Source organism: Youhaiella tibetensis (assembly GCF_008000755.1).
In the GTDB taxonomy this organism is placed as follows: domain Bacteria; phylum Pseudomonadota; class Alphaproteobacteria; order Rhizobiales; family Devosiaceae; genus Paradevosia; species Paradevosia tibetensis.
In genome coordinates, this window is sequence record NZ_CP041690.1 from 16,974 (window position 1) to 43,664 (window position 26,691).

Annotated in this window: 24 protein-coding genes; 11 read left to right on the top strand and 13 right to left on the bottom strand. The window is 67.0% G+C overall.

What is annotated here, in order from left to right:
- Positions 1-37: 37 nt before the first annotated feature.
- The gene (locus FNA67_RS00070) at positions 38-1,207 is read right to left on the bottom strand and encodes an MFS transporter (RefSeq protein ID WP_147654632.1); all 1,170 of its coding nucleotides are present in this window, start codon (positions 1,205-1,207) and stop codon (positions 38-40) included.
- Between the two features lie 88 nt (positions 1,208-1,295).
- Positions 1,296-2,165: a LysR family transcriptional regulator gene (locus tag FNA67_RS00075; RefSeq protein ID WP_147654633.1), complete on the bottom strand. Its 870-nt coding sequence runs from the start codon at positions 2,163-2,165 to the stop codon at positions 1,296-1,298.
- A gap of 146 nt (positions 2,166-2,311) precedes the next feature.
- On the opposite strand from FNA67_RS00075, the gene FNA67_RS00080 reads away from it, so the two are divergent.
- The 4 genes from FNA67_RS00080 (at position 2,312) to FNA67_RS00095 (ending at position 5,581) form a co-directional block, all read left to right on the top strand.
- Positions 2,312-2,470: a DUF1127 domain-containing protein gene (locus FNA67_RS00080; protein ID WP_147654634.1), complete on the top strand. Its 159-nt coding sequence runs from the start codon at positions 2,312-2,314 to the stop codon at positions 2,468-2,470.
- A 9-nt stretch (positions 2,471-2,479) separates the two neighbouring features.
- On the top strand, positions 2,480-3,502 hold the full coding sequence (locus tag FNA67_RS00085; RefSeq protein WP_147654635.1) for an aldo/keto reductase: 1,023 nt from the start codon (positions 2,480-2,482) through the stop codon (positions 3,500-3,502).
- A 58-nt stretch (positions 3,503-3,560) separates the two neighbouring features.
- Entirely contained in the window at positions 3,561-4,280 is a 720-nt protein-coding gene (locus FNA67_RS00090; RefSeq protein ID WP_049707152.1) for a helix-turn-helix transcriptional regulator, read from the top strand.
- A 77-nt stretch (positions 4,281-4,357) separates the two neighbouring features.
- Positions 4,358-5,581, top strand: a complete 1,224-nt coding sequence (locus FNA67_RS00095; RefSeq protein WP_210246413.1) for an epoxide hydrolase family protein — start codon at positions 4,358-4,360, stop codon at positions 5,579-5,581.
- Positions 5,582-5,619: 38 nt separating this feature from the next.
- On the opposite strand, the gene FNA67_RS00100 is transcribed toward FNA67_RS00095, so the two are convergent.
- Positions 5,620-7,050 (bottom strand): MFS transporter, encoded by a 1,431-nt coding sequence (locus FNA67_RS00100; protein WP_049707153.1) that lies wholly within the window; start codon positions 7,048-7,050, stop codon positions 5,620-5,622.
- A 91-nt stretch (positions 7,051-7,141) separates the two neighbouring features.
- Between FNA67_RS00100 and FNA67_RS00105 the strand changes: the two genes are divergently transcribed.
- Positions 7,142-7,771, top strand: a complete 630-nt coding sequence (locus FNA67_RS00105) for a helix-turn-helix transcriptional regulator (protein ID WP_174851662.1) — start codon at positions 7,142-7,144, stop codon at positions 7,769-7,771.
- Here FNA67_RS00105 and FNA67_RS00110 read toward each other — a convergent pair.
- Positions 7,768-8,109: a chlorophyllide reductase gene (locus tag FNA67_RS00110; RefSeq protein WP_147654637.1), complete on the bottom strand. Its 342-nt coding sequence runs from the start codon at positions 8,107-8,109 to the stop codon at positions 7,768-7,770. The two genes, FNA67_RS00105 and FNA67_RS00110, sit on opposite strands and share 4 nt — an antisense overlap.
- Positions 8,110-8,217: 108 nt before the next feature.
- Between FNA67_RS00110 and FNA67_RS00115 the strand changes: the two genes are divergently transcribed.
- Both FNA67_RS00115 and FNA67_RS00120 read left to right on the top strand, forming a co-directional pair.
- Positions 8,218-8,790, top strand: coding sequence for a DUF2975 domain-containing protein (locus FNA67_RS00115; RefSeq protein WP_147654638.1), 573 nt, complete (start codon positions 8,218-8,220; stop codon positions 8,788-8,790).
- A gap of 3 nt (positions 8,791-8,793) precedes the next feature.
- Entirely contained in the window at positions 8,794-9,015 is a 222-nt protein-coding gene (locus FNA67_RS00120) for a helix-turn-helix domain-containing protein (protein WP_147654639.1), read from the top strand.
- Here the strand turns inward: FNA67_RS00120 and FNA67_RS00125 are convergent.
- Positions 8,985-10,220, bottom strand: coding sequence for a GGDEF domain-containing protein (locus FNA67_RS00125; protein ID WP_147654640.1), 1,236 nt, complete (start codon positions 10,218-10,220; stop codon positions 8,985-8,987). The two genes, FNA67_RS00120 and FNA67_RS00125, sit on opposite strands and share 31 nt — an antisense overlap.
- A gap of 369 nt (positions 10,221-10,589) precedes the next feature.
- Here FNA67_RS00125 and cfa point away from each other — a divergent pair, with 369 nt between their 5' ends.
- Positions 10,590-11,708 (top strand): cyclopropane fatty acyl phospholipid synthase, encoded by a 1,119-nt coding sequence (cfa, locus tag FNA67_RS00130; protein WP_049707159.1) that lies wholly within the window; start codon positions 10,590-10,592, stop codon positions 11,706-11,708.
- 48 nt (positions 11,709-11,756) lie between these two features.
- Here the strand turns inward: cfa and FNA67_RS00135 are convergent, their stop codons facing one another.
- Both FNA67_RS00135 and FNA67_RS00140 read right to left on the bottom strand, forming a co-directional pair.
- Positions 11,757-12,326 carry a nucleoside 2-deoxyribosyltransferase gene (locus FNA67_RS00135; RefSeq protein WP_049707160.1) on the bottom strand — a complete coding sequence of 190 codons (570 nt, stop codon included), beginning with the start codon at positions 12,324-12,326 and terminating at the stop codon, positions 11,757-11,759.
- A gap of 2 nt (positions 12,327-12,328) precedes the next feature.
- Positions 12,329-14,191 (bottom strand): adenine deaminase, encoded by a 1,863-nt coding sequence (locus tag FNA67_RS00140; RefSeq protein WP_147654641.1) that lies wholly within the window; start codon positions 14,189-14,191, stop codon positions 12,329-12,331.
- Between the two features lie 144 nt (positions 14,192-14,335).
- Here FNA67_RS00140 and guaD point away from each other — a divergent pair, with 144 nt between their 5' ends.
- Complete coding sequence (guaD, locus tag FNA67_RS00145; RefSeq protein ID WP_147654642.1) at positions 14,336-15,682, top strand: guanine deaminase; 1,347 nt, start codon at positions 14,336-14,338, stop codon at positions 15,680-15,682.
- On the opposite strand, the gene FNA67_RS00150 is transcribed toward guaD, so the two are convergent.
- The gene (locus FNA67_RS00150; RefSeq protein WP_147654643.1) at positions 15,679-16,149 is read right to left on the bottom strand and encodes an NUDIX hydrolase; all 471 of its coding nucleotides are present in this window, start codon (positions 16,147-16,149) and stop codon (positions 15,679-15,681) included. The two genes, guaD and FNA67_RS00150, sit on opposite strands and share 4 nt — an antisense overlap.
- A 156-nt stretch (positions 16,150-16,305) precedes the next feature.
- Here FNA67_RS00150 and FNA67_RS00155 point away from each other — a divergent pair, with 156 nt between their 5' ends.
- Both FNA67_RS00155 and FNA67_RS22135 read left to right on the top strand, forming a co-directional pair.
- The gene (locus tag FNA67_RS00155) at positions 16,306-17,565 is read left to right on the top strand and encodes a D-amino acid dehydrogenase (protein WP_147654644.1); all 1,260 of its coding nucleotides are present in this window, start codon (positions 16,306-16,308) and stop codon (positions 17,563-17,565) included.
- 185 nt (positions 17,566-17,750) lie between these two features.
- On the top strand, positions 17,751-20,168 hold the full coding sequence (locus tag FNA67_RS22135; RefSeq protein ID WP_147654645.1) for a methyl-accepting chemotaxis protein: 2,418 nt from the start codon (positions 17,751-17,753) through the stop codon (positions 20,166-20,168).
- A 65-nt stretch (positions 20,169-20,233) separates the two neighbouring features.
- On the opposite strand, the gene FNA67_RS00165 is transcribed toward FNA67_RS22135, so the two are convergent.
- Genes FNA67_RS00165 through FNA67_RS00185 form a run of 5 tightly spaced genes read right to left on the bottom strand, consistent with a single transcriptional unit; the run spans position 20,234 to position 26,618 of the window.
- The gene (locus FNA67_RS00165; protein ID WP_147654646.1) at positions 20,234-21,643 is read right to left on the bottom strand and encodes an aldehyde dehydrogenase family protein; all 1,410 of its coding nucleotides are present in this window, start codon (positions 21,641-21,643) and stop codon (positions 20,234-20,236) included.
- Between the two features lie 26 nt (positions 21,644-21,669).
- Positions 21,670-23,262, bottom strand: a complete 1,593-nt coding sequence (locus FNA67_RS00170) for an ABC transporter ATP-binding protein (RefSeq protein WP_147654647.1) — start codon at positions 23,260-23,262, stop codon at positions 21,670-21,672.
- The gene (locus FNA67_RS00175) at positions 23,259-24,068 is read right to left on the bottom strand and encodes an ABC transporter permease (RefSeq protein WP_049707167.1); all 810 of its coding nucleotides are present in this window, start codon (positions 24,066-24,068) and stop codon (positions 23,259-23,261) included. The genes FNA67_RS00170 and FNA67_RS00175 overlap by 4 nt, the downstream gene beginning before the upstream one ends.
- Before the next feature lie 3 nt (positions 24,069-24,071).
- Entirely contained in the window at positions 24,072-25,052 is a 981-nt protein-coding gene (locus tag FNA67_RS00180) for an ABC transporter permease (RefSeq protein ID WP_049707168.1), read from the bottom strand.
- 21 nt (positions 25,053-25,073) lie between these two features.
- Positions 25,074-26,618 carry an ABC transporter substrate-binding protein gene (locus FNA67_RS00185; protein ID WP_147654648.1) on the bottom strand — a complete coding sequence of 515 codons (1,545 nt, stop codon included), beginning with the start codon at positions 26,616-26,618 and terminating at the stop codon, positions 25,074-25,076.
- Positions 26,619-26,691: the final 73 nt, after the last annotated feature.

Here is a 26,691-nt window from a genome sequence, read left to right on the forward strand (position 1 = left end):
ACTCCGAGAGGCGCCTTTTCCGGGGCGCGTTGCGTACTTATTCTACCTCGTGCGGTATAGGCTTTTTGCCCAATGCGCCAGCCGTCAAAAGGCTGACGATCACCAGCGGAATGCCGATACCGAACGACCAGCGGATGCCGAAATGTTCGGCCACGAAGCCAAGGAGCGGCGGCCCGAGCAGGAAGGCCACGAACGAGATCTGGGCGAGGGCGGCCACGTTGACCGCCGAGTGGCGGTCGGTGCGCTGCGCCGCTGCCGACATGGCCAGCGGGAAGATGGCGCTGGTGCCCACGCCCATGAGCGCAAAGCCGAGCAGCGCCGCCCAGGGGGCGGGAGCGAAGAAGACGAGGACCGCCCCGACGCCCAGGATCGAGAGCAGCGTCCGGGCAACGGCGGTCGGGCTGAAACGCTCGACGAAATGGTCCGCGACAAGACGGGTCAGCGCCTGGGTGAGGGCGCCGATGGCGACCGCGAAGCCGGAAATGAAGGGCGAAACCGCGAATTCCTTGCGCATGTAGATGGCCGACCAGTCGGCTCCCGCGCCCTCGAGGATCATCGCCGACATGGTGACGGCGACGAGCACGAAGATGGCCAGGGTCGGGCGGGCGAAGCGCGGGGCCGGATCGGTGGAGGCGCCGGTGCGGTGCGGCGCCGGGTCGAACCGGCCGAGCACCAGCACCGTACCCACCGCGATCACCGGGATCATCAGCCAGAGATGGGTGCGGAAATCGATGCCCATCTGGGCAATGAAGGCGCCCAGCAGGCCCGACGAGAAGAAGCCCAGGCTCCAGAAGCCGTGCGCCCGGTTCATGATGCGGTGGCCGATGGCATGCTCGGTGCGGTCTGCCTCGAGATTGACGATGATCTCGATGGCCCCGATGCACAGGCCCACCGGGATGAGCATGATGAAGAGGAGCGCCGGCGCCGGGGCGAGCACCGCCACGGCATAGAACACCGAGAGCAGCGGGATCAGCACCAGGATGGCCCGGCGATAGCCGATGCGTTCGAGCAGTGGGCCGGCAAAGGTGAGCGAGATCAGCGTGCCCACGGCCGTGCCGATCAGGGCCAGGCCCAGCGCACCCTCGGCCACGCCCATGGCGTGCTGCAGGTCAGGCAGGCGCGGGAACAGGCTTCCCATGCAGAAGGAATAGAGCAGGAACGCGCCGTACACCCGCCATTGCGGGGGCAGCTCAAGGCCGAATCGCATCAATTTCGAAAGCTCGCAAACGAAGGTCAGGGACGTTACCCAAAGCGGTTTGGGTGCACAAGCGCCCGCGCGTGAATGCATTTTCGCGCTAGGAGCGCGGCGTCTCTCCGCGCATCAGGGCGCCGTTGCGGGCCATGAGCTCGGCCAGGCGCCCCGCCACAAGCCGGATGGGCGCGGCATGGCGCTCGTCCTGATGGGTGACGATCCATTGCTCGGCGAAGAGCTCGGGGATGGGCGGGGCGGTGCGCACCAGCCGCGCGTCGCTGTCCCCGATGAAGCAGGGCATGACCGACAGACCCGCCCCTGCCGCTACCAGGTCGACGACGGTGCGCGCATCGTTGCCGCGCACCCCGATCCGGTCGCCATGATGGGCATGGAGCCAGCGCGCCGACTGCGTGGAGGCCGCTTCCCCCGCTACCCCCACGAAGAGTCCGGCGGCAATGCCGTTGATGAGATGGCGCCCCGAATAGATGGCATAGGCCGTCCTCCCGGTGAGGCGACCGGCCAGCCACTGCTCTGTCGGGCGCTGGTTGCGGATGCCGATATCGGCGTTGCGCCGGCCGATATCGACCTTGGCATTGGCGGTGACAAGTTCGATCCGGATGCCATCCTCGACCCGCCAGATCTCCCCGATATGGGCGGCCAGGAATGCCGAGGTCCACGGTCCGGCCGAAATGCGCACCACCCGGTCCCCCACCGCGCCTTCGCGCCAGCGGTTGAGCGCCAGCATGGCCGCTTCCACGTCCTCGGCGCGCCCGAGCAGTTCCTCGCCGGCGTCGGTGAGCTTATAGCCGCTCTGCGAGCGTACGAAGAGCGGCTCGCCGATCTGCCGCTCGAGCGCCGCAACGCGTCGGCCGAGCGTGGCCGGGCTCAGCCCGGTCGTCTCGCGCGCCGCCGACAGTCCGCCCAGCCGCGCCACGTCGAGAAACAGCCGCAGATCGTCCCAGCTCAGGTTCATTTTTCATTCCTGAAAAGCCTCTTGCGAAGCTTGGTGTAGCGCCCGCCTGCTTTCCTGCGCAAGGATAGGGCATTCAGAAATTCCCGCTTCACCCAGTGCCGGCCGCCTGGCCGGAATGGTGTTTCATTTTCGAAAGGAGGCCGAAAATGCCGGTCACCCACACATTGAGCCAGCGCATCCATGCCTGGTGGCGCTATCGGCGCGCCCTCATGCGGCTCGAGGCGGTCGACGACCGCCTGCTCGAGGACATGGGCATCGAGCGCGACGCCCTGCGCCGGCGTCTCAAGAACGGATTTGAGGATTAGGAGGAAACCATGGATACCAGGGAACTCAACGCCACTCGCCACCCCGAGGCCAGCATCGCCCTGTGGGACGGCCGCCGCGCCGCCCGTATCGGGGTCGGCTGCTGGGCCATCGGGGGACCGTTCCTGCTCGATGGCAAGCCGGATGGCTGGGGCGATATCGACGACGCCCAGTCGGTGCGGGCTCTCGAGCTGGCAGCGGACCTCGGCGCCACCATCTTCGACACCGCCGACGTCTACGGCACGGGCCACAGCGAAACCGTTCTCGGACGCGCCTTTGCCGGCAAGCGCGACCGCGTGGTCATCGCCACCAAGTTCGGCTACCGGTACGAGGAGGCACGCAAAAGCGTTTCCGGCGCCGACGTCTCGCCCGCCTATATCCGCAGCGCCGTCGCCGCCTCGCTCAGGCGCCTGGGCACCGACTATATCGATCTCTACCAGATCCATGTCGGAGGTCTCGATGAGGATGCCGCCGAGGCGGCCGCCGGAGCGCTCGAGGAACTGGCCGAAGCCGGCGCCATCCGGGCCTGGGGCTGGAGCACCGACGATGCGCGCGCTGCCGCCCGTATGACCGTCTACCCGCACTTCGTGGCCGTCCAGCAGGAGCTGAGTGTCTTCTGCGACGGACCCGACATGCTCGCGCTCTGCCAAGGCAAGGGCCTCATCAGCCTCAATCGTTCGCCGCTCGCCATGGGGTTCCTCACCGGCAAGTTCGGCCCCAACACCCTTATGGCCGCCAGCGACGTGCGCGGCGCCGGCCACAGCTGGGTGCGCTTCTTCAAAGATGGCCGGCCGCTCCCCGAATTCCTCGCCCGGCTCGACGCGGTGCGCGAGGTGCTCCAGAGCGGCGGGCGCACCCTGGCCCAGGGCGCGCTCGGCTGGAACCTGGCCCGCTCTCCCACCACGATCCCCATTCCCGGCTTCAAGAGCGAGGCGCAGATCCGCAACAATTTGGGCGCGCTCCAGAAGGGACCGCTTTCCTCCGATGCCATGGCCGAGATCGACCGGCTGCTTTCGCTCGGCGAGGATGCCTGAACCCGTCACGCCATGATCGCCCATTGGCGCTTGTCGGGTCGCGCACTATGCTCGCCCGATGGACAAGACCGAGCGCCTCTTTTCGATCATGGACACCCTGCGCCGCCACCGCCAGCCGGTGACGGCCGCCGCCCTGGCCGAGGAGCAGGGCGTTTCGGTGCGCACGCTCTACCGGGACGTCCAGACCCTGATCGGCCTGGGCGCGCCCATCGATGGCGAGGCCGGGGTGGGCTACGTCCTGCGCCCCGGCTTCTTCCTGCCCCCGCTGATGTTCAGCCCCGAGGAACTGGAGGCGCTGGTGCTCGGCGCACGCTGGGTGCAGGGACGCCCCGACGAGAGCCTGTCGCTGGCCGCCACCAAGGCACTGGGCAAGATCGCCACCGCCAGTCCGGACGACCTGCGCGACCGCATCGAGACCACCGGCCTCTGGGCCGCCCAGGGCACCTGGAGCCAGGACAAGGAGCCGCTGCTCTCGGTCATCCGCCAGGCCATGCGGGCCGAAAAGGTCCTCACCATTTCCTATGCCGATGAGGCCGGGCGCGTCAGCGAGCGCCCGATCTGGCCGGTGACGCTCGCCTATTACGAGGAAAAGCAGATCGTGGGCGCCTGGTGCACGCTGCGCCAGGCTTTCCGCAATTTCCGCGTCGACCGCATCCGCGAGGCGGCGCAGGGCGAGGACCGCTTCGGCAAGCGCCGCGCCATCCTGCTCAAGGAGTGGGAGCGCGTCTGGGCAGCGGAGGCCGAGCAGCGCCGCGGGCTCGCCCCCTCACCGTCCTGACACAGGCTGTCAGCAGGCCTGATCCACTCTCCTTGTCACCGGCAGGGCAATGACGCCCGCCGCCCAAGGAGAGACAGATGACCATCGATCGCCGCAATTTTCTCGCCCTGGCGGGCGCCGCGGCCCTCTCCCCCCGCTTGCTCGACCAGGCCCAAGGAGAGGACCAGATGACCGACACCGCCATCACCCCGTTCAGGATCGCCATCACCGACGCCCAGATCGCCGACCTCAAGGAGCGCCTGACCATGGCGCGCTGGCCCGGATCGATCGCGGAGGACTGGAGCCACGGCCAGCCCGTCGCCTTCGTCAGGGAGCTGGCCGACCAGTGGCTGCACCATTTCGACTGGCGCATCCACGAGGCCCGGCTCAACGCCTACCCGCAGTTCACCACCGTCATCGACGGGCAGACCATCCATTTCCTGCACGTGAAATCGCCCGAGATGAACGCCTTCCCGCTGATCCTGACGCATGGCTGGCCCTCTTCGGTCGCCGAGTTCCTCGACGTCATCGGGCCACTGACCGATCCGCGCCGCCACGGGCTCGACCCGTCCCTGGCCTTCGACCTCGTGATCCCCTCGCTCCCCGGCTATGGCTGGTCGACCCCGCTTTCGGGGCCCGGCTGGGAGGCCAGCCGGGTTGCGGCGGCCTGGGACACGCTCATGAAGCGCCTCGGCTACCAGCGCTATGGCGCGCAGGGCGGCGACGGCGGCGCGCTGGTGGGGCGCGAACTGGGGATCCTGGCGCCCGAGGGGCTGGCCGGCACCCACCTCCAGCAGATCTTCGCCTTTCCCAGCGGCGCACCCGGCGAGATGGAAAAGGTGACGCCCTTCGAGATGGCCGGCTTCGCCAATCTCGAGAAGTTCCAGAAGTATTCGGGCTATGCCGATATCCAGTCCAAGCGCCCCGCGACCATGGGCTATGGCCTCGTCGATTCCCCGGTGGCGCTCCTGGCCTGGAACGCCGAACTCTTCTTCGGCTTCGAGGGCGACCAGGACTATGACCGCGATCGCTACCTGGCCCAGCTTTCCATCTACTGGTTCACCGCCACCGGCAGCTCGGCCGCCGAATTCTACTTCGAGAATGCCAGGACCGGGGCGGGCTATCGCGAACTGCCCAACACCGTACCCACGGCTGTGGCGGTCTTCCCCGACGACTTCCGCTCGGTACGCGCCTTCGCCGAGCGTTCGACGCCCAATATCGTGCAATGGACCGAAATGCCCCGGGGTGGGCATTTCGCGGCGACCGACGCGCCCGAGCTCCTGGTCGAGGACATGCGGCGCTTCTTCGCGCAGGTACGCTGAAAAGCGAAAGGGCGGGGTTGCTTCCCCGCCCTCTTTCTTCACTCGGCGGCCGCGAAGGCCGAGGTGTTGGTCGAGCGGGCCATCAGGCCCGTCATGCGCAGCGAAGCCAGGAACGCGCACCCGGCGATCACCGCCCCCAGGATGAAGACCGGCACGATGGCCTGGTGGATCTGGTCGGCGGTGGTGGCGCTGGCATAGCCGGCCGAATTGGCTGCCACGCCGGCCAGCGCCGCGCCGATCGCGTTGCCCGCCGATTGCGTGGTGGGCAGGAGCGCCGAGGTGCGGTCGCGTTCTTCGTCCGAGGCCGCTTCCATCATCGACAGGTTGAGATAGCCGTTCGAGATGCCGAAGCCGGCGCCGATGGCGAGCTGGGCCACGATCACGATGGCCAGCTGCTCGCTGAGCAGGCCGGCGAGAAGCCCGGCAAGCCCCAGCGTCACCAGCGCCGGGCCGGAGCGCATGAGATATTTGCGCGTGCCGCGCTGCACATTGGCCACGGTAATGGCCGAAGCGCTCCACGCCACCGCCATCACCGCCCCGATGCCGCCAGCCACCGTCGGGCCGTAACCCCAGAGCTGCTGCATGAGCAGGATGAGATAGACCGCGGCTCCCGCCTGGGCAACGGGCATGAGCAGGGCGACGATCAGCCCGCTCCCCACCACCGAACCGGGCCAATAAGCGCCCAAAGGCATCAGCCGGATGCGCGAGCGCCGGTCGAGCAGCACAGCGCCCACCAGCAGCACGGCGGCGCCGACCAGCAGGGCAGCGGCTTCGAGCGGCGGGGTGATGCCGGCGAGAGCCACCAGCATGATCCCTGCGCCGATGGCCAGCAGCCGGATGCCCGGAAATCCGACCGCGACCGGGGCCGCATCGCGGTTCTTGCCGGGCACGACGAAGAGTACGCCGGCCACGAAAATGGCCACCAGCGGCACGTTGACGAGGAAGGCGGCGCGCCAGGAGACGAGTTCGGTCAGAAGACCCGCTCCCACCGGTCCGCCAAAGGCGGCCACGGCCCAGACCACGGCCTGCATGCCGAAGACCTTGGGCACCAGCCGGGAGGGAAACAGCTCGGGAATGAGCGCAAAGCAGATGGCGGCCATGATGCCTTCGCCCAGGCCCTGGACGGCGCGGCCCACCAACACCTCGGCCATGCTCGAGGCAGTGGCGGCGATGAGGGTGCCGGCGATGAAGAGGCCCGCCGAGACCAGGAGCGCCGTGCGCGAACCCAGCCGCTGCTTGAGCAGCGCCGCGCCCGCCCCGCCCATGATGGCGAAGACCAGGTAAAGCGTGAGCGCCCAGGAAATGAGGGCGATGCCGCCCAGTTGCTGGACGGCTGTGGGCAGCGCCACCGAGGCCAGGAAGGCGTTGAAGGCGAACAGTGCCACGCCCAGGCACAGGATCAGGGTGACGGTCGCATAGCGAGGCGTGAAGATTTCCGCCCAGCTTCCGCCGCTGGAAGAATCAGACATTTACGAACCCATGCAATTAAATTAGGCTTGCCTTGTTATATCCGAGGAATTTAGAAAGCAATTGCTTTTCTTATTCGAAAGGACCGTAGGCTTGAACCAGGACCGTGCCGCCGATCGCTTGCTCTATGCGCTCAAATCCAGCGGACCGCAAACTGCAACCACCTTGGCCGAGCAATTGCAGGTCACCGCTGTTGCGGTTCGGCAAACGCTCGAGCGCCTCGAGGCGGATGGCCTGGTCGATTTCGAGGACAAGCGCGTCTCGGTGGGGCGCCCCAAGCGCCACTGGCGTCTGACCGGCGCCGGCCATGCCCGCTTCCCCGATCGCCACTCGGCGCTGTCGCTCGAGATCATCAACGCCACGATCGCCGTCTTCGGCGAGGAAGGGCTCGACAGGCTCATCGGCCATCGCGAGGCCCGCACCCAGGCCCAGTACGGCCAGGCGCTGGCTGGACTGAGCCTGGATCAGAAGGTGCGGCGGCTGGCCGAGCTGCGCAGCGCCGAGGGCTACATGGCCGAGGCGCGCGACGAGGACGGGGACCTGCTGCTGGTCGAGAACCACTGCCCCATCTGCATCGCTGCCACCCGCTGCCAGAATTTCTGCCGCTCCGAACTGGCCGTGTTTGAGGCCGCCCTCGGCCCGGGCGTCGCGGTAGAGCGCATTGACCATATCGTCTCGGGCGCCCGCCGCTGCGCCTACCGCATCACCCGCAAGGCCGCCTAGCGGCACCCTCCACGCGCCACGAGATCGGCCACGATAATGGGCGTGGCCGGCGTCTGCGACCAGCGCGAGGCATCGGGCGCGCCCGCCTCGAGGGCACTAGCCACCAGATCGATATCGAGGTTCAGGCTCTTGCTGCACTTTGCAAGCAGGCCCGCGGTTTCCCCCACGCCCGCCAGATAGGCCACCAGCAACTGGCGGGCCTGCGGCTTGCTCGGGGCCGCTTCGAGCATTTCACGTACCTGGGCGACCGAAATCTGCCCCCGATCCGTCGAGGGGGCGGCAAGGACCGACTGCGTCAAGCAGGCGGCGAGGGTAAGGCAGACAAAGAATCGGCGCATGGGATATCTCCGTGTTTTGCGACGAAGATGCATGTATAGCAGAAAATTATTATTGTAAAACAATAAGAATATGGGTATGCCTCAGTCATCGCAACGGAGATTTTCAAAATGAGCGTGGATGCCTTTCCCTCTCCAGAACCGGTGAGAGCAGACCGGGCCCGGCGGATCGCCCGCCTGAGCCGCCTGATGACGGTGGCCGTGCAGGCGACCACCGTTGTCTTGCCCATCGGCGTGGCGCTCTATTGGCTGGGAGCGCCTGTCGCCATGCTGGCGCGCGATGCGCGCATTCCCGTCGAATGGTTGGCCGAGTTCAGTCTGCCGCAGCGCCTGCTGGCCCTGATGGCGAGCCTGATCCCCGTGGCGGCGCTCCTGTGGGGCCTGGCCCAGGTCCGCGCTTGCCTTGCAGCCTTTTCGCGCGGCCAGCTCTTCGGGCATGAAGCCGCCCACGGCCTGCGCAAACTGGCACTGGCCATGGCCGGGACCGCCGCCATCGGCCCCATCGCGGGCGCGGCCATCAGCGTCATCCTGAGCTGGGGCGCGCCGGCAGGCCAGAAGCAGATCGCCCTCTCGCTCGGTTCGGATCAGCTCCTGATGCTGCTCTTCGCCGGCATGCTGGCGCTGGTCTCCTGGACCATGCTCGAGGCGGCCGAGATCGCCCAGGAAAATGCGGAGTTCGTCTGAGCGATGCCGATCAAGGTCACGCTCAACGTCGTCCTGGCCGAGCGCAACGTCAAATCCAAGGACCTGGCCAGCCACATCGGCATAACCGAGGCCAACCTGAGCCTGCTCAAGCAGGGCAAGGTCAAGGGCATGCGCTTTGAGACGCTCGATGCCATCTGCCGGTACCTGGAATGCCAGCCCGGCGATATCCTGCGCTACGCTCCCGAGGCGGACCTGGCCGAATAGCGCGGCTGGAGGGAGCGGCGGGGGCGGTCGCCCTGGCGCAGGCGCGGCCAAACCCGGTTGCGCCCGTCGCGCTTGGCGGCATAGAGCGCCGCATCGGCGGCTGCCACCAGGTCTTCCGGCTCGGTCTGCGGGTTGCCGAACGAACTCGCGGCCCCCAGGCTTGCCGTCACCACGCCCATCGGGATGGCCCGATGGGGGATGCGCGCCTTTTCGATGGCGGCGCGGATACGCTCGGCCACCAGCAGGGCGTTGGCCAGGTTCTCGCGCCGCATCAGCACCAGGAATTCCTCGCCTCCGAAGCGGAAGGCGGCATCGGTGCCGTCATGGAGTTCGGCCGAGATGATGTCGGCGATCTGCTTGAGGCAGGCGTCGCCCGCCTGGTGCCCCTGGCTGTCGTTGTAGATCTTGAAATGGTCGATATCGAGCAGCAGCACCGCCACCTCCGGTTCCCCGCGCAGTGCCTCGAACGCCTCATCGAGGCTGCGCCGGTTGCCCAGCCCGGTCAGCGGATCGCTGCGGCTGATGGTTTCGAGCTCGCTATTGGTGATGCGGTCGCGCAGGCCGAGGAGATAAGCCAGGCGCTGCTCGTGCTCGAGATTGTAGGAAGCCACCAGCGAGAAGATCACCCCGCCCGCGAACACCATGTTGTAGGAGAGCGCCGGTGGTGCGGCGATGCCGGGAAGGTTGGCCAGGGTCGCGATATAGATCCCTTCGATGGCGATCACCGCCACCAGCACGTACCAGAAGCGGATGCGCTGGATCATGGTGGCGAACATCACCACCAGCAGGATGCCGTGATGGCCGGCTTCGCGCCACGGGCGTTCGCTGGTGAGGATCAGCACCGGCGGGATCATCGAGGCCATGACCACGATCGCCGCCTGCACGCCCTCGCGGAAGACCGGCGGCGGATTGAGCGCGGTGATCACCAGCAGCATGAGGGCCAGCGGGGTGACGATCCCCAGCCGCATCAGCATGGCGCTGCCGAACGTATCGGGCATCAGCGCCCAGTCAGAAAGTAGGAAGACGTTAAAGAGCGCCAGCCCGAGGAGGCTGCGCACGATCAGTTCGCGGCTGCGGGCCGGGCCGGTATCGGCCTCGAAACGCCGTTCGAGCGAGCGGGGAAAGCGCATGAAACGAAACCCGCCCGCAATGGTGCGGTCGATCAGGCCGATGCTGCTATCGGTACCCGCCTCTGCTGGCTGCACAACGCTTTCCGCTTTGAACCCGATGCCCCCGCATCGTCCTGGCAGCCAACCTAGAGGTGAAATTTTAACAATAGGTTGGAAGCGTTTGCCTTGGGCGGCGACTCGGGCCTAGAAATAGCGTTCCAGGTCGGCCGAGCCGACCGCGAGACGACGATCGCCCGATCCCCCGCCTCTTTGCGCCGGGTCGCCGAGCGCCTGTCCCGAGCCACGATCTGGGCCGGTGATCCGGCCCGGCCGGGCGGAGGCATCCCCCGTCCGTATACGCATTTGTCCCAGGTTTTGCTGCCGGCCGCGAGGCCGACGCGGCGGCAATTACGTCGCCCCCCGCACACCGACCCTTTCAATGCATTGCTCGATAGACCCTCAAAAATGCCAAACACAAAATCAAAAGCCTTCGTGACCGACCTTTTGTCACGCTCCAATGTCTCCCTGGATGGTTCCAACCCCTGGGACATCCACGTCCATGACGACCGCTTCTACGACCGCGTGCTCAGCCAGGGCACGCTTGGGGTCGGCGAGGCCTACATGGACGGCTGGTGGGATGCCGACAATCTCGACGAGACCCTCTATCGGGGCCTGGTCGGAGACATCCCTTCCAGCCTCCCCCTCGATCCCGGCCTCATCTGGAGCATCGTGCGCGGCAAGCTCTTCAACATGCAGCGCGCCCGCGTCTCCGAAGTCGGCGAGAAGCACTACGACATCGGCAACGACCTTTATTCACGCATGCTCGACAAGCGCATGATCTATTCCTGCGCCTATTGGGAGCATGCCACCACGCTCGACGCCGCCCAGGAGGCCAAGCTCGATCTCATCTGCCGCAAGGTCGGGCTGATGCCGGGCATGCGCATCCTCGATATCGGCTCGGGCTGGGGCGGGTTCCTCAAGTTCGCCGCCGAACGCTATGGCGTGGAAGGGGTGGGTGTAACCGTCTCCAAGGAACAGGCCGCCTATGCCAACGCCAACCGCGACGGATTGCCGATCGAAACCAAGCTGATGGACTACCAGGCGCTCGAGGGCCAGTTCGACCGCATCATCTCGATCGGCATGTTCGAGCATGTCGGCTACAAGAACTACCGCCCGTTCATGGAAAAGGCCAAAAGCCTGCTGCGTCCGGGCGGCCTGCTGCTGCTCCACACCATCGGGGGCAACATCTCGACCACCCATGGCGACCCCTGGACCGAAAAGTACATCTTCCCCAACGGCATGCTGCCTTCGGCCAAGCAGATCGCGGCGGCCAGCGAGGGCCTGTTCGTGATGGAGGACTGGCACAATTTCGGCGCCTATTACGACAAGACGCTGATGGCTTGGCATGCCAATTTCGAGGCCGCCTGGCCCGAACTCGAGGACAAGTACGGCGAGCGCTTCCACCGCATGTGGCGCTATTACCTGCTCCTGTGCGCGGCCCTCTTCCGGTCCCGCAAGATCCAGCTCTGGCAGGTGGTGTTCTCGCCCAACGGCGTGCCGGGCGGCTATCGCAGCGTGCGCTGAGACGAACGGGGCTTCCCCGGCCGCTGCCGGGGAAGTCGGGCCTTGGGCCTAAAGCAGCTTGGCCGCCGCGATGGCCAGCACCTCCCTGAAACCGGTGAGATCGGTATAGAGCGCGTCCCCGGCGGCATCGTGAACCACCACCGCGCCGTCGCGGCGCTCGACCCCGCCATGGAGCATGAGGTTGTCGATCATCTCGAAATCTTCCACCGAAAGCCCGTCGGGCCCGCGGTGGCGGCCCTCGGCATCGGCGACCACGGCGCCCTCGTAATAGGTATGGATGCGCGCCCCGTGGTCCGCCGCCACGTTGGTATAGGCGAAGGCATGCTTGCCGCGTCCGCACATGAAGCCGAGCTCATAGGCCGTGCCCACATCGGCGGCGATGCCGCGGAAGGGCGTGAGATTGGCGATGATGGCGTCGGCCTCCAGCATCATCTGCTCGTCGATCTCGCTGATCGAAAGTCCCAACCCCTTCTTGGTCGGCGCCGGCGGGATTTCGAGGTCGCCCGGCGAGAGCGGCACGAACCCGGCCTGCCGGGCGAGCTCGGCCTTGGCGTCGAGGATTTCACGGGCATTGGCCAGGAACACTTCGGGCCCGGCCAGATAGACTTTGATGGACATGCTTACCAAACGACCTTGTGGGTTTCCCCGGTTTGAACGTTCACGAACCCTTCGGGCGCCAGCTCGGAAGGGGCCACCAGCACCCAGCGCCACGGCGAGCAGGTGAGGGTGGCAAAGATCAGGAACTCCGGAAAACCGGGTTTCCACAGATTGAGCGCGGAAGGCTTATACATCCAGGTGACCTTTTCGGCTGCCCGGTAAAACGCCTGCATTTCCGCATCGAGCGCTTGCGCCGTCCGCGCCGTCATGAGCCCGCCCACCTCGTAGCGCACTTCGCCCACCACTTCGCCGTGATGCACCAGCACCCAGCCGCCCCCGATCTCCTGGAGGCGATTGACGGCCATGGCCATGGCCGCGTCGTCCGAGCCGATGACCCACACATTGTGGCTGTCATGGGCCACCGAGCAGGCGAGCGCGGTCTCCTCGTCCTGCGGTCCGCACCCTGTCCAGAACATCCTGGCCACCGCCCCGTCGCCGCGATAGCGGTCGACCAGCGCCCATTTGGTGATGAAGCGGGCGGCGTCGCGCTGCACGAGCCCGTCGGCGACGGGCAGTTCCTCGACCAGAAAGTCCTCGTTCCAGTGGAAGGGGCGCAGCACCGCCGCGTTCATGCTGGTACGGCCGGGCAGGGCTGGGATGGCGAAATCGGCGGCCGAAAGCGTCCGTCCCACATTCATGGTCTGGGTCGCCCAGCCCGGCCAGGCGATGGCCGGCAATTCACCGACGAAGGTTTCCCCGTTCGAGACCAGGGCGCCATCGGCATAGACATGGGCGATCGCCAGGCTTTCCAGGTCCGAAAGCAGAACTATGTCGGCATAGCGCCCCGGCGTGATCGAGCCCACCCACTGGTCGATGCGCATGTGGCGGGCCGGATTGATGGTGGCGCACTGGATGGCGATCTCGGGCGCCAGACCATGCGCGATGGCGAAGCGGACGTTGTGGTCGCTCGCGCCCTTTTCGAGCGTCTCGGAGGCCGAGCGGTCATCGGTGGTGAAGGCGACATTGGACCAGTCGGCCAACCCGCGCTCGATGAGCCCGGGAATTATGACGTCATAGGAGAACGGGCGCAGCTCGACGAAGATGCCGCGCTGCAGGCGATCCCAGGCTTCGTCCAGCGCCCAGACCTCGTGGTCGGACGAGAGCCCGGCTGCGGCGAAGGCGGAGATGTCGTGCGGATCGGTGAGGCCCGATCCATGGCCCTCCACGACCCCCCGCATCTCGAACGTCGCCCCGATCATGCCCCACATGCGCACATAGGAGGGGTTTTCCGGGTTCCAGACGGCGGGCCAGTCCATGACCTCGTCGAGGCTGGTCACCGAAAGATCACGGGCGAGAAAGGCCTTCTGCTCCTCATAGCCGTAATAGCCCCCGCTCTCTTCCCAGGCGCTGGGCGGCACGGCCGAGCCGGGCTGGATGAAGACCTTGAGCTGGGAGCCGGCCTCGCGGGCCTTCTGCCAGAATTCGGTATTGCGCGCGCCGTTGACATTGGCGAATTCGTGGCTGGCCTCGCATGTCCAGGTATTGCCGCGCGGCAGCACCAGCGCAGCCTCGAATTCGGGGGTCAGGTGCGTGGATTCGATGTGCTTGTGCACCTCGCCGAACCCGGGCACGGCCGAAAGACCGTGATAGCTGACGCGCGCCTTGACCGTGCCCTTGTAGCTGCCGCGCTGCCCGACATAGGCGATGCGGCGCCCCGCCACGATGATCTCCTGGTCTTCGAGCCACTGGCGCGAATGCACGGCGAGGAGCCGGCCCACCTCGATGGCGAGGTCGGCGGGCGCCTTGCCCAGCGCGACCAGGGTCAGGTTCTGGCGGATGGCCACCTCGTCGGCGGCATCCAGGATCAGGTCGTCGGGCAGGGCCATGCGGGCGCTCCAGGGGGCAGATCGCGAAACCGGATTAGTAAACCGATTTACCACGAGAGATCGCGCCGGCCAAGTGCGCTCGTGGCCGCGCTGTCATTGTCAGCCCGCGGCTGCTAGCGTCGCCTCAGAATCAAAGGGGTTTCCATGAGCGACATCGTCGGCAGGACCATCCACGCCACCTTCTTCCACGCGCCCACGCCCGAAGCCCTCCAGTGCCTCGAGGCCGTGCTGGCCGTGGGCGCGGACGGGCGCATTGAGAGCGTCGTGCGTGCGGACGAAGCCGGGTTCGCCCAGGCCTGCGAGGAGGCCGATCTCACCCTGCCCGAAGGGTGCTGCGTGCTTCCCGGCTTTGTCGACTGCCACGTTCACGCCCCCCAATACCCCCAGCTCGGCCAGGCGCTCGACGTGCCGCTCGAAGTCTGGCTGCAGAAATATACCTTCCCGCTCGAGGCCCGCTACCAGGACCTCGATTTCGCCCGCACGAGCTATACGGCGCTGGTCGAGGACCTTCTCGCCTCGGGCACGACCACCGCGCTCTATTTCGCCACGGTGCACCAGGAAGCCACCAGGCTCCTCGTCGACATCTGCCTCGAAAAGGGCCAGCGGGCGCTGGTGGGCAAGGTGGCGATGGACGATCCCCAATCGTGCCCGCAATACTATCGCGATGCTTCGCCCGAAGAGGCCGTGGCCGGCACGCGCGCCCTCATCGACTACGTCCGCGCCCATCCGGCCAACCAGGACAACCGCGTCCTCCCCGTGGTGACGCCGCGCTTCATACCGTCTTGCACCGATGCGGCGCTCGAGGGCCTGGGCCGGCTCGCCGCCGAGTGCGGCTGCCACGTCCAGACCCATTGCTCGGAAAGCGACTGGGCCCATGGCTACGTCCTCGACCGGCACGGGGTCACGGACGCCGAAAGCCTCGACCGCTTCGGGCTCCTCGGCCGGCGCTCCATCCTGGCCCATTCCAATTTCCTCACCGAGGACGACATGGACCGGCTGGCGGCCCGCGGGGCAGGCGTCGCCCATTGCGCGCTCTCGAACGCCTATTTCGCCAACTCGGTCTTTCCGCTGCGCGCCGCGCTCGCCCGGGGCGTCCATGTGGGGCTGGGCACCGATATTTCCGGTGGTCCGTCCGGCTCGATGTTCGAGGCCGCGCGCATGACCATCGCCGCTTCGCGCATGCTCGAGACCGGCGTCAATCCGGCGCTCCCCGCCGAGCGGCGCGGCCGGCCCGGCTCGCGCGTCGATTTCGTCACCGCTTTCCACCTGGCGACAGCCGGCGGCGGCCAAGCGCTCGACCTGCCCATCGGCCGGTTCGAGCCGGGGTGCCTCTTCGATGCCATGGTCATCGACACGCGCCTCCGCGAGGGTGGCATCCGCCTCCTGGCGCCCGCGAGCCCGTCCGATATCCTCGAAAAGATCCTCTACACCGCCAACCGGGCCAATATTTCCAGGGTCTGGGTGGGCGGCCGCGCCGTTGCGGGCCGCTAGGCGTCCTGCATCGGGCGCGCGGTGGCCAGCAGCATCTGGCAGGTGGCCTCGCACAGCAGCCGGCGCAGATGCGGCTCGTGGATCAGCGCCTGGGCTTCATCGAGCCGCAGCCAGCGCCGTTCGCGCTCGGAGACTTCCGGCCAGTCCTCCAGTTCCTGGAGCACGTCCATGGCATAGACCGTCACCGTGCAAGGCAGGAGCGTGCCGTCCTTGAGCAGCTTCTCGTACCGATAGCTGCCGAAGGGAACCACATTGGCCTCCCCGCGGACGCCCGCTTCCTCGAAGGCTTCCTGGAGCGCCGCTTCGGCCGGGGTCTTGCCCGCGATCGGCCAACCCTTGGGGATCAGCCAGCGCCGCGAGGTGCGCGAGGTGATCAGCAGCACTTCCACCTCGCCCGTCCCACAGCGTCGCCAGGGCAGGGCCGCGACCTGCTGGGCGTGCTGGCGGATGGGTTCGGGCGACGTCATGGCTGGAGCGCCTTTGCGATCAGATACGAGTTATGGCCCCATACCATCTTCCGCCCGCAATGGTTAACGAATAGTTGCAATGCTTAGGTCGCACTTCCCCGCCCCGGCCGGGCATGGCAGGTTGCCGGCAAATCAGTCTCCGGGGTTACTCACGCAATGAAAGTCTTGGTTTTGGGTGGCGGCGTCATTGGTGTGACGAGCGCCTGGTATCTGGCGCAGGCCGGGCACGAGGTGGAAGTCATCGAGCGCCAGCCCGGGCCCGCCCTCGAAACCAGCTTCGCCAATGCCGGCGAGATCTCGCCCGGCTATGCCTCGCCCTGGGCCGGGCCGGGCGTGCCGCGCAAGGCGATCAAATGGCTGCTCATGCGCCATGGCCCGCTGGTGGTGCGCCCCCGGTTCGATCCGCATCAATGGGTGTGGATGCTCCAGATGCTGCGCAACTGCACCTCGGCACGCTATGCGCGCAACAAGGCGCGCATGGTGCCCATCGCCGAATATTCGCGCGATTGCCTCAAGGACCTGCGCGCCACCACCGGCATCGCCTATGACGATCGCGCCATGGGCACGCTCCAGGTCTTCCGCACCCAAAAGCAGCTCGACGACGCCCACAAGGATACCGAGGTGCTCGCCCAGTTCGGCGTGCCCTATGAAACGCTCGATGCCGCCGGCTGTGCAGGCGCCGAGCCGGCCCTGGGCGCGGTGCGCGAAAAGATCGTGGGCGGCCTGCGCCTTCCGGGCGACGAGACCGGCGACTGCCAGATGTTCACCGAGCGCCTCGCCGAGATGGCCAGGGCCAAGGGCGTCGTCTTCCATTTCGGCGAGACCATTTCGGCCATTCGCGCCGAAGGCGGCCGCATCGTCGGGGTGACAACCAGCGCCGGCGAGCGCCGGGCCGACGCCTATGTAGTGGCCCTGGGCAGCTATTCGCCCCAGGCCGTGCGCCCGCTCGGCATTTCCCTGCCGGTCTATCCGGTCAAGGGCTATTCGATCACCGTTCCGATCGCCGAAGAGGCGCGCGCGCCGGTGTCCACGGTGATGGACGAGAGCTACAAGATCGCCATCACCCGCCTCGGGAGTCGCATCCGCGTCGGCGGCACCGCCGAGGTCGCCGGGTTCGACCTCAAGCTGCGCCAGCCGCGCAAGGACGCGCTCGTCCATTCGGTGACCGACCTCTTCCCGGGCGGCGGCGATATCGAAAAGGCCACCTTCTGGTGTGGCCTGCGCCCGATGACGCCCGATGGTCCCCCGGTCGTGGGCGCCACCCCTTACGCCAACCTTTTCCTCAATACCGGGCACGGCACGCTGGGCTGGACCATGAGCTGCGGCTCGGGCCGGGTCCTCGCCGATCTCGTGAGCGGCGCCAAGCCCGATATCGACCCGGCCGACGTCTCGCTCGCGCGCTATCGCGCCGCCTGACGGGGGCGGCTCTGAAACCGGCGCAGGCGCCCGTCACACGGGCGCTTGCAGCCCCGGCGGATCAGGGAAAATTCTCCCGCCGCCGCTACCGTTTCCTTAACCAAATCGCAGGGTTGTCGCGCGCCTAGTGACCTCAGGCCGTCCAGGAGGGATTGGCTGTTGCATCCCTAGACGTGGAGGCGTCGGTGCGTATCAAATCTCTACCGGTCAAGGTGTCCTTGTTTGCCGGAATCGCCTTGGCCGCGGTCTTTGCCGTCGGCATGACCGTGCTGGTCCAGCGTGTCGGAACGACCGTGGAAAGCCAGACCCTCAAACTCCAGGACGAAACGACCAGCAATGTCTCGGCCGAGGTCTCCTCGCGCCTGCAGGCGGCGGCCCGGATCGCCCAGAACATCGCTTCGACCATGTCCGGCCTGCGCGAGAGCGGGGTCACAGACCGCGCCGCCTATGATGCGCTGCTCGAAAAGCTTCTCGCCGACAGCCCGGCGATCCTGGCCACCTGGTCGGCCTGGCAGCCCAACGCGCTTGACGGGCGCGACGCCGAATTCGCCGGCCAGTCCCCCTGGGACGCCACCGGCCGCTACGTGCCCTACTGGAACCGCGGCTCGGGCAAGATCATCGAGGAAATGCTCGCCGACTACGATACGCCCGGCCCGGGCGACTATGCGCTGCTGCCCAAGAACCTGGACCGCGCCGTCGCCATCGAACCCTATCCCTATATGGTCGCCGGCCAGAACCTGCTCATCACCTCCTTCGGCGTGCCGATCAAGGTCGACGGCAAATATGCCGGCACCGCGGGCATCGATCTGGCGCTGGCCGACGTCAACCAGGTCGTTTCGGCCTTCCATCCCTTCGATACCGGCCGCGTCATGCTGATCTCGGGCACCGGCATCGCCGTGTCCCACCCCGATCCGGCCGTCATCGGCCAGAAGCTTCCCGATAGCGATCCCATCGCGGCCATCGCCAAACAGGCCATCGCCAGCGGCAACCGCGCCCAGGGCGAAGCCACCGGTGCCGATGGCGCCGTCTGGCGCTTCATGGCCGCCCCCATCAATGCCGGTGGCACCGAGGACAAGTGGGCCGTCGTCTCGATGGTTCCGGCCGCCACGCTTTCCGCCGCCGTCAACGAGGCGCGCTGGACGATCGTGGCGCTCTCGGCGCTGTGCGTGCTCGCCGCCGCCGCCATCGTCTTCGGGCTGATGAAGGTGCTGGTGGGCAAGCCGCTCAACCGGCTGGGCGATACCGTCGAGGTCATGGCCGCCGGCAATTACGAGGTGACCGTGCCCGGCACCGAGCGGATCGACGAGATCGGCACGCTTTCGCGCGCCGTCGAAGTCTTCCGCGAGAACGGGCTCAAGGTGGCGCAGATGACCGAGGCGGAAGCCGTGCGCATCATCGCCGACAAGGAGGCCCGCACCCGCATGATGGGCGAGCTCCGCGACGCCTTCGGCAACGTTGTGAACGCGGCGGTGGAAGGCGACTTCACCCGCCGGGTCGACGCCAGCTTCCCCGATGCCGAACTCAACGACATCGCCTCCTCGATCAACAACCTGGTCACCACGGTCGATCGCGGCCTTTCGGAGACCGGCGAAGTGCTCTCGGCCCTGGCCGAAACCAACCTCACCCGCCGTGTCGAGGGTCAGTACCAGGGCGCCTTCGCACGCCTCAAGGGCGACACCAATGCGGTGGCCGACAAGCTCACCGAGATCGTCGGGCAGCTCAAGGCCACCTCCCAGGCGCTCAAGACCGCCACCGGAGAAATCCTCTCGGGCGCCAACGATCTCTCCGAACGCACCACCAAGCAGGCGGCCACCATCGAAGAGACTTCGGCGGCCATGGAGCAATTGGCCACGACGGTCCTGCAGAACGCCAACCGCGCCAAGGACGCCAGCGACAACGCCGCCGACGTGACCCGCACGGCCGAGCAGGGTGGTCAGGTCATGGGCCAGGCCAATGAGGCCATGGAGCGCATCGAGACCTCCTCGTCCAAGATCTCCAACATCATCGGCATGATCGACGACATCGCCTTCCAGACCAATCTGCTGGCCCTCAACGCTTCGGTCGAAGCGGCACGCGCCGGCGAGGCCGGCAAGGGCTTTGCGGTGGTCGCCGTCGAAGTGCGTCGCCTGGCGCAATCGGCCGCTGAGGCCTCGGCCGAGGTCAAGGCCCTCATCGAGCAGAGCGCCATCGAGGTGCAGGGTGGCACCAAGCTCGTCGCCGACGCGGCGGCCAAGCTTGCGGCCATGCTCGAAGGCGTGCGCGCCAACAATAGCCTCATGGACGGGATTGCCCGCGAAAGCCGCGAGCAGGCGTCGGCCATCGAGGAGGTCACCACCGCCGTCCGCCAGATGGACGAGATGACCCAGCACAATGCCGCGCTCGTCGAAGAGATCAACGCGGCCATCGAGCAGACCGAATCCCAGGCCACCGAGCTCGACGGGATCGTCACCGTGTTCACGCTCACCGATGGCGAGCGCACCCGGTTCGAGCCCGCCGCGCGCGCCACCGCGCCCCGCGCCCTGCCCGGCAAGCTCAAGCAGGCCGCCAAGTCCTATCTCTCCAATGGCAACGCTGCCATTTCGGCGGACTGGGACGAGTTCTGATCCAAAAGCAAAGCGAGGAGCCGGGGTTCCGGCTCCTCGCTCAAGACTTGCGGGGAAAAAATCGGTTAGCGCGCGATGCGCACGGTCTGGACCTGCATGTATTCTTCCAGCCCCCAATGACCGAATTCGACGCCGATGCCTGACTGCTTGGCGCCGCCGAACGGGGCTGCCGGGGAGATCGATGAGTGGTCGTTGACCCAGGCGGTGCCGCAATCGAGGCGCCGGGCCAGGGCTTCGGCACGCTTGATGTCGCTCGACCAGATCGATCCGCCCAGCCCGTTTTCGCTGGCATTGGCGCGCGCCAGGGCATCCTCGACATCGCTGTAGCGGATGATGGGGAGGATCGGGCCGAATTGCTCCTCATCCACGATGCGCATGCCGTCGCTGACTTCGGTGACCACGGTCAGCGGGAAGAAATAGCCCTTCTCCCCGTTCGCGGCGCCACCGGCGAGGAACTTGCCGCCCTGGGCCCGGGCATCGTCGGCCAGTTCGCGCACGAGGTCGAACTGCGCCTTGTTCTGGAGCGGCCCGAACTGGCTCTCAGGATCGCTCGCCGGGCCCACACGGGCGGCGCGCGCCAGCGCGGCCAGCTTCTCGGCCAGGGCGTCATGGAGGCTTTCGTGCACATAGAGGCGCTTGAGCGCCGCGCAGGTCTGCCCGGAATTGCCGAAGGACTTCGCAAAGATCACCGGGGCGATGGCATCGACATCGGCATCGGGCAGCACGATGGCCGCGTCGTTCCCACCCAACTCGAGCGTCAGGCGCTTGAGCGTGTTGGCGGCGTTGGACATGATGTTGCGGCCCGTCGGGGTCGAGCCGGTGAAGACGACCTTGTCGATGCCCGGATGGCCGGTCATGGCGCGGCCGAGCCCGCCTTCCCCCGTCACCGAATTGAGGACGCCGGGGGGCAGGTGGGCGTTGGCCAGTTCCACCAGCCGCAGGGTCGAGAGCGGGGTGAAGGAAGAGGGTTTGACCACCACGCAATTGCCGGCCATGAGCGCGGGCATGATGTGCCAGGTGGCGATCAGCACCGGATGGTTCCAGGGCGTGATCGAAGCGACGACGCCCAGGGGTTTGCGATGCACCTCGATGCGCAGCTTGTCGTCGTCCTGGATGACCTCGACGGGCGGGCGCAGGGCGGCGGTGGCGCGCATCCAGCCGATGGCGGCGCCGATTTCGCCCAGGGCGCTGGCGCGGGGCTTGCCCTGCTCGCTCGAAAGCAGGACGGCCAGCGCCTCCTTGTCTGCCTCGACCGCGTCCGCGATGCGGTTGAGCCGCTCGGCGCGCTCATCGAGCGATGCGGCCGCCCAGGCCGGGAACGCGCGGCGCGCCGCCGCAACCGCGGCATCCAGATGCGCCGGGGTGGCGGCCGGGCAGCGCGCGAAGGGCTCGCCGCGTGCCGGGTCGATCACCTCGAAGGTCTCGGCGATGGCGACCTTCTCGCCATCGATGATCACCGATTGAGCCTCGTCCAATTTCGTCTCCTCCAACAGTCTTGCCGTCAGCCGGCGGCGCGCGAGACGCCGTCGAGCCAGCCTTCGCGCAATTGCGGCACGGCGCCGATGAGCCGGCGCGTATAGTCCGATTGCGGGGTTTCGAAAACCGCGCGGGTCGGCCCGTATTCGAGTATCTGCCCCGATTGCATCACCGCCGTCTCGTGCGAGAAACGCAGCGCCAGCCCCAGATTATGGGTGATGAAGAGAATGCTCAGCGCTTCCTCTTCGATGAGCTTGGTCAGCAGGCGTATGATGCTCTCCTCGACCAGGGGGTCGAGCGCCGAGGTGATCTCGTCGCAGATGAGGATGTCGGGCTTTGCCGCGAGCGAACGCGCGATGCAGATGCGCTGTTTCTGGCCGCCCGACAGCGAGGCCGGATAGCGGTCGAGATAGTCCGCCGGCAGCTCGATGGCCTCCATCAGCTCCCTTAGCCGCGCGTCGGCGGCGGCGCCCTTGATGCCGTGGAAGAAGGCCAGCGGCCGGCCGACGATCTCGCGGATGGTCTGCCGCCCGTTGAGGGCCAGATCGGGCAATTGGTGGATGTACTGGACGAGGCGCCGCTGATCGAAGGTGCGACGTTCAACGAGCGGGGCCAGGGTTTCCCCGCGCATGCGTACCGCGCCGGTGCGCACCGGCTGCAGGCCGGCGATGGCGCGGGCGAGCGTGGTCTTGCCGCTGCCTGATTCCCCCACCAGCGCCAGGACCGAACCGGCCCCGAGCGCGATCGAGGCGTCCTTGACCGCCGTGAGCGCGCCGTAGCCCACATCGACATGGGAGACCTCGAGCAGCGTCTGGGCATTGTCGTTGCCCGCCGCATAGGTGCCTTCGCCCTGGTTGGCGACGAGCCGCTGGGCGTACTCGGTCTGCGGGTTGTCGACCAGCTGCCGGGTCGGGCCCTGTTCGACCATCCTGCCGTTGCGCATCACCACGATGCGGTCCGCCATCTGCGAGACCACCGCCAGGTCGTGGGAGATGTAGAGCGCGGCGCAGTTATGCGTGCGCGTCACCTTGCGGATGAGGCGCAACACCTCGATCTGGGTGGTGACGTCGAGGGCGGTCGTCGGCTCGTCGAAGATGATAAGGTCGGGCTGGTTGATCAGCGCCATGGCGATCATGGCGCGCTGGAGCTGGCCGCCCGAAACCTGGTGCGGATAGCGCCGCCCGAAGTTTTCGGGATCGGGGAGCTGCAACTCCTCGAAAAGCGCGGCCGCCATGCGGTGGCGTTCGGCGCGGCTGAGATGCCCGCGCATCGCCGGCACTTCGGTCACCTGGTCCTCGAGCCGGTAGAACGGATTGAAAGCGGCCGCCGCGCTCTGGGCCACATAGGCGGCCTTGGTGCGTCGCACCGTATCGAGGCCGGCCGCGTCGAGTTCGAGCAGCGACTGCCCGCTCAGCGTGATCGAGCCCCCGGTCGGCTGGCAGCCGGAGCGGAAGAGGGCGATGGCGCCCAGCGCCAGCGTGCTCTTGCCGGCCCCCGATTCCCCGATGAGCCCGAGCACCTCGCCGCGGTCGACATGGATCGAGACGTCGTCGAGCAGCAGGTTCGGACCCGCTTCGACCTTGAGATTGCTGATGGTCAGAACGCGCGTATCGGTCATCTTGCCTCCGGTCGGTCCGAGTAGCGCCCGACGAGCCAGTCGACGACGCCGTTGACGCTCAGGCAGAAGGCGGCGATGCACATGGCCGGCACCAGCGGCGTCCAGCGCCCCGCCGCCAGGGCGAGGGCGTTCTCGCGCACCAGTCCGCCCAGGTCCGCCGCCGGCGGCTGGATGCCGATGCCCAGGAAGCTGAGCGAGGAGATGAAGAGGGCCGCCGAGGACAGGCCAAGCCCGAACTGGGCCAGCAGCGAGGGGATCATGTTGGGCAGGATCTCGCGGAAGAGATACCAGGAAAGTCCCTCCCCGCGCAGGCGCGCCACCTCGACATATTCCATGGCCGCCAGGTCGCCGGCGATGGGCCGGGTGACGCGGAAATAGGTGCTCGACTGCAGCACCGCCATGGTGGCGATCAGGGTATAGAGCGACACCCCGCTGATGGCGAGGATGATCAGCGCGAAGATGATCTGGGGCACCGACATCAGGATGTCGACGGCGCGCCCGATCACGATGTCCACCCAGCCCTTGTTGAGGGCCGCGATCATGGCCAGCGTCACCCCGATCGCACCGGCCAGCGAGGTGGCGACGATGGTGACGAGGAAGGTGTAGCGCATGCCGAAGAGGATGCGCGAGAAGAGGTCGCGCCCGAGCCCGTCGGAGCCGAGCAGGCCCGCTTCGCCGGGCGGCTGGAAGGCGGTGAACACCATCTCGTTGGGCGGATAGGCTGCAAGCAGCGGGGCGAAGATGGCGCCCAGCGCCATCAGCACCAGCACGCCGATCGAGATGAAAAGGGTAAGCTTGCTCCACATGGCTCAGTTCCCCTTCCTGGGCAGGCGCTGGCGCGGATTGATCAGCATGGCCAGCAGGTCGGCGAGGAAATTGAGCGCCACGAAGATGGTCGAGAACAGCACGCCGCAGGCCTGGACGATGGGGATGTCGCGATAGGCGACGGCATCGACCATGAGCTTGCCCATGCCCGGATAGTTGAACACCGCCTCGATCACCACCACGTCCACGATCATGTAGGCCACGCTCATCATGCAGATCGAGACGATGGGCGAGAGGGCGTTGGGGAGGGCATGCCGGAAGAAGATGGTGTTGCGCGGGATGCCCTTGGTCTGGGCCATCATGATGTAGTCCGTGCTCATTACGCCCAGCACCGCCGCGCGCGTGAGCTTGATGATATGGGCCTGGGCGACGAGCACCAGGGTCAGCACCGGCAGCGCCAGCGCGATCATCCAGGCGGTCAGGCTCGAGCTGGCGCGCACCATCGAGAGCGAGGGCAGGATGCCCAGCTGCACCGCGAAGATGAAGACCACCAGATACCCGATCAGAAACGAGGGCATCGACAGAAAGAGCGAGGAAACCGATCCGATCACCGTGTCGGCGACCTTGCCGCGATGCATGGCGGCGACGAGGCCGATGCCGACCGCGAGCGGCACCACGATGACGGCGGCCGAGGACGCCAGGATCAGCGAATTGACGAGGCGCGGGGCGAGCAGGCTCGTGACCTGCTGCCCGTTCGAGAGCGAGGTGCCGAAATCTCCCTGCAGGGCGTTGCCCAGCCAGGCGAGGTAGCGCAGCACCAGCGGGCGATCGAGCCCGAGGACCTCGCGCAGGGCAAGGACGGTTTCCGGGGTGGCGTTCTGCCCGAGCAACGCGTTGGCCGCGTCACCGGGCAGAAGCGCCGTGCCCAGGAAAACCAGGATCGATATGAAGAAGATCGACACGAGGCCTGAAGCCAATCTGGCCAAGACAAACGAACGAACTGGACTATTGGCGAAGGCACTCATGTCGATCTGGAGCTCGAGGACTCAGGAGAACCAGACGTTCTCGATAGCGCGGTAGCCGGCCATCTGCTGGGCGGACGGCACGAAGCCGTCGATGTCCGAGCTGGTGCCGTCGACCGTGCCGGAGATGAACGGAATGATGGTCCCGCCATCCTCGCTGCAGATGCGCTGGGCTTCCTCATAGAAGGCCTTGCGCTTTTCGAGGTCCGGTTCGGCGCGGGCCGCGAGCACGGCGGCGTCGAAGTCCTTGTTGACCCACTTGCACTCGTTGTTGCCCGAGGTGGACAGGAACGCCACCGAGAGGATCGCGTCCGCGGTCGGACGGTCCGAACGGGCCGAGACGTGGAACGGGGTCTGCCCGACAATGGTCTCCCAGTAGCCGTCGGCCGGCTCGCGCTTGACCTCGATCGGGATGCCCGCCTTGTTGGCATGCTCCTGGAAGATCACCGCCATATCCACGGCGCGTGAGGAGATGGCCTCGGACGTCTGGAGCACCAGCGGGCCGCTGTAGCCGACGCTGTCGAACAGCTCCTTGGCGCGCTTGGGATCGTAGACGTGCTGGGGGACGTCCTTGGAATACATCGGGTCGCTCGGGGCCACCGGATGGTCATTGCCCAGGGCGCCGACGGTGGGGGAGACGCGGCGGATCATGTCTTCGCGGTCGATGGCCAGCTTGAGGGCCAGGCGCATGTTCGGGTTGTCGAACGGGGCCATGTCGGTGCGCATGTTAAAGCAGATGAAGCCGCGCCCGGGGTTCGAGTAGATCTTCAGGTTCGGCATCTGGCTCAGGAGCGGCGCGGTGCGCTCGTCGAGCAGCGTCGCCACGTTGATCTGGCCGGACTGGAAGGCGCTGTTGAGCGCGGAAGGATCGTTGACGGCGAGGTATTCGACGCTATCGACCCAGGCCGCGTCCTTGCGGAAGTAGTTCTCGTTGCGCTCGGCCTCGAGCACTTCGCCCGGGGCGAAGCGGGTGACCTTGTAGGGGCCGGTGCCGACGCCGTCACGGCCGTCCGAGCCCTCCGGGATGATGCCGAGCGGGAACCCGCTCAGGATCGCCGGGAACACGTAGTTGGCTTCGGGCATCTCGATGATGACGCGGTTGGGGCCATCGGCGCGGATGCCGGCCAGGCCCGAGATGACGCTGCGCACGTTCGAGCGCGAATCCTCGGCGGCATGGCGCTGGAGCGAATAGACCACGTCCGCGCTGGTCAGCGTCTTGCCGTTATGGAAGGTCACGTCCTGCTCCAGATCGAAGATCCAGGACTTGCCGTCCGCGGAGGCTTCCCAGCTCTTGGCCAGGGCCGGGCGCAGTTCCATGCCCAGGCCGTGCACTTCGACCAGGCCGTTATAGGGGATGCCCGAAATCACCGACGTATAGGCCGATCCGAACGTGCGCGGATCGAGCGAGTCGCCGGTCGAGGCGCCGCCGCTGGCAACCACCAGGTGGCCACCGCGCTTGGGCGCGCCGCCCTGTGCCCGGGCCCCGCCCATCGGCAGGGCGGCCATCAGGCCCGACGCGGCCGAAATCTTGAGCAGACTTCTCCTGGAAATCTTGAATGGGCTCGACATAAGTTCCTTCTCCCTTGTCGACCTGTACCGCCAGCTCCTCAATTGTGGCGTTTGACAGGCATTTCATCGCGCA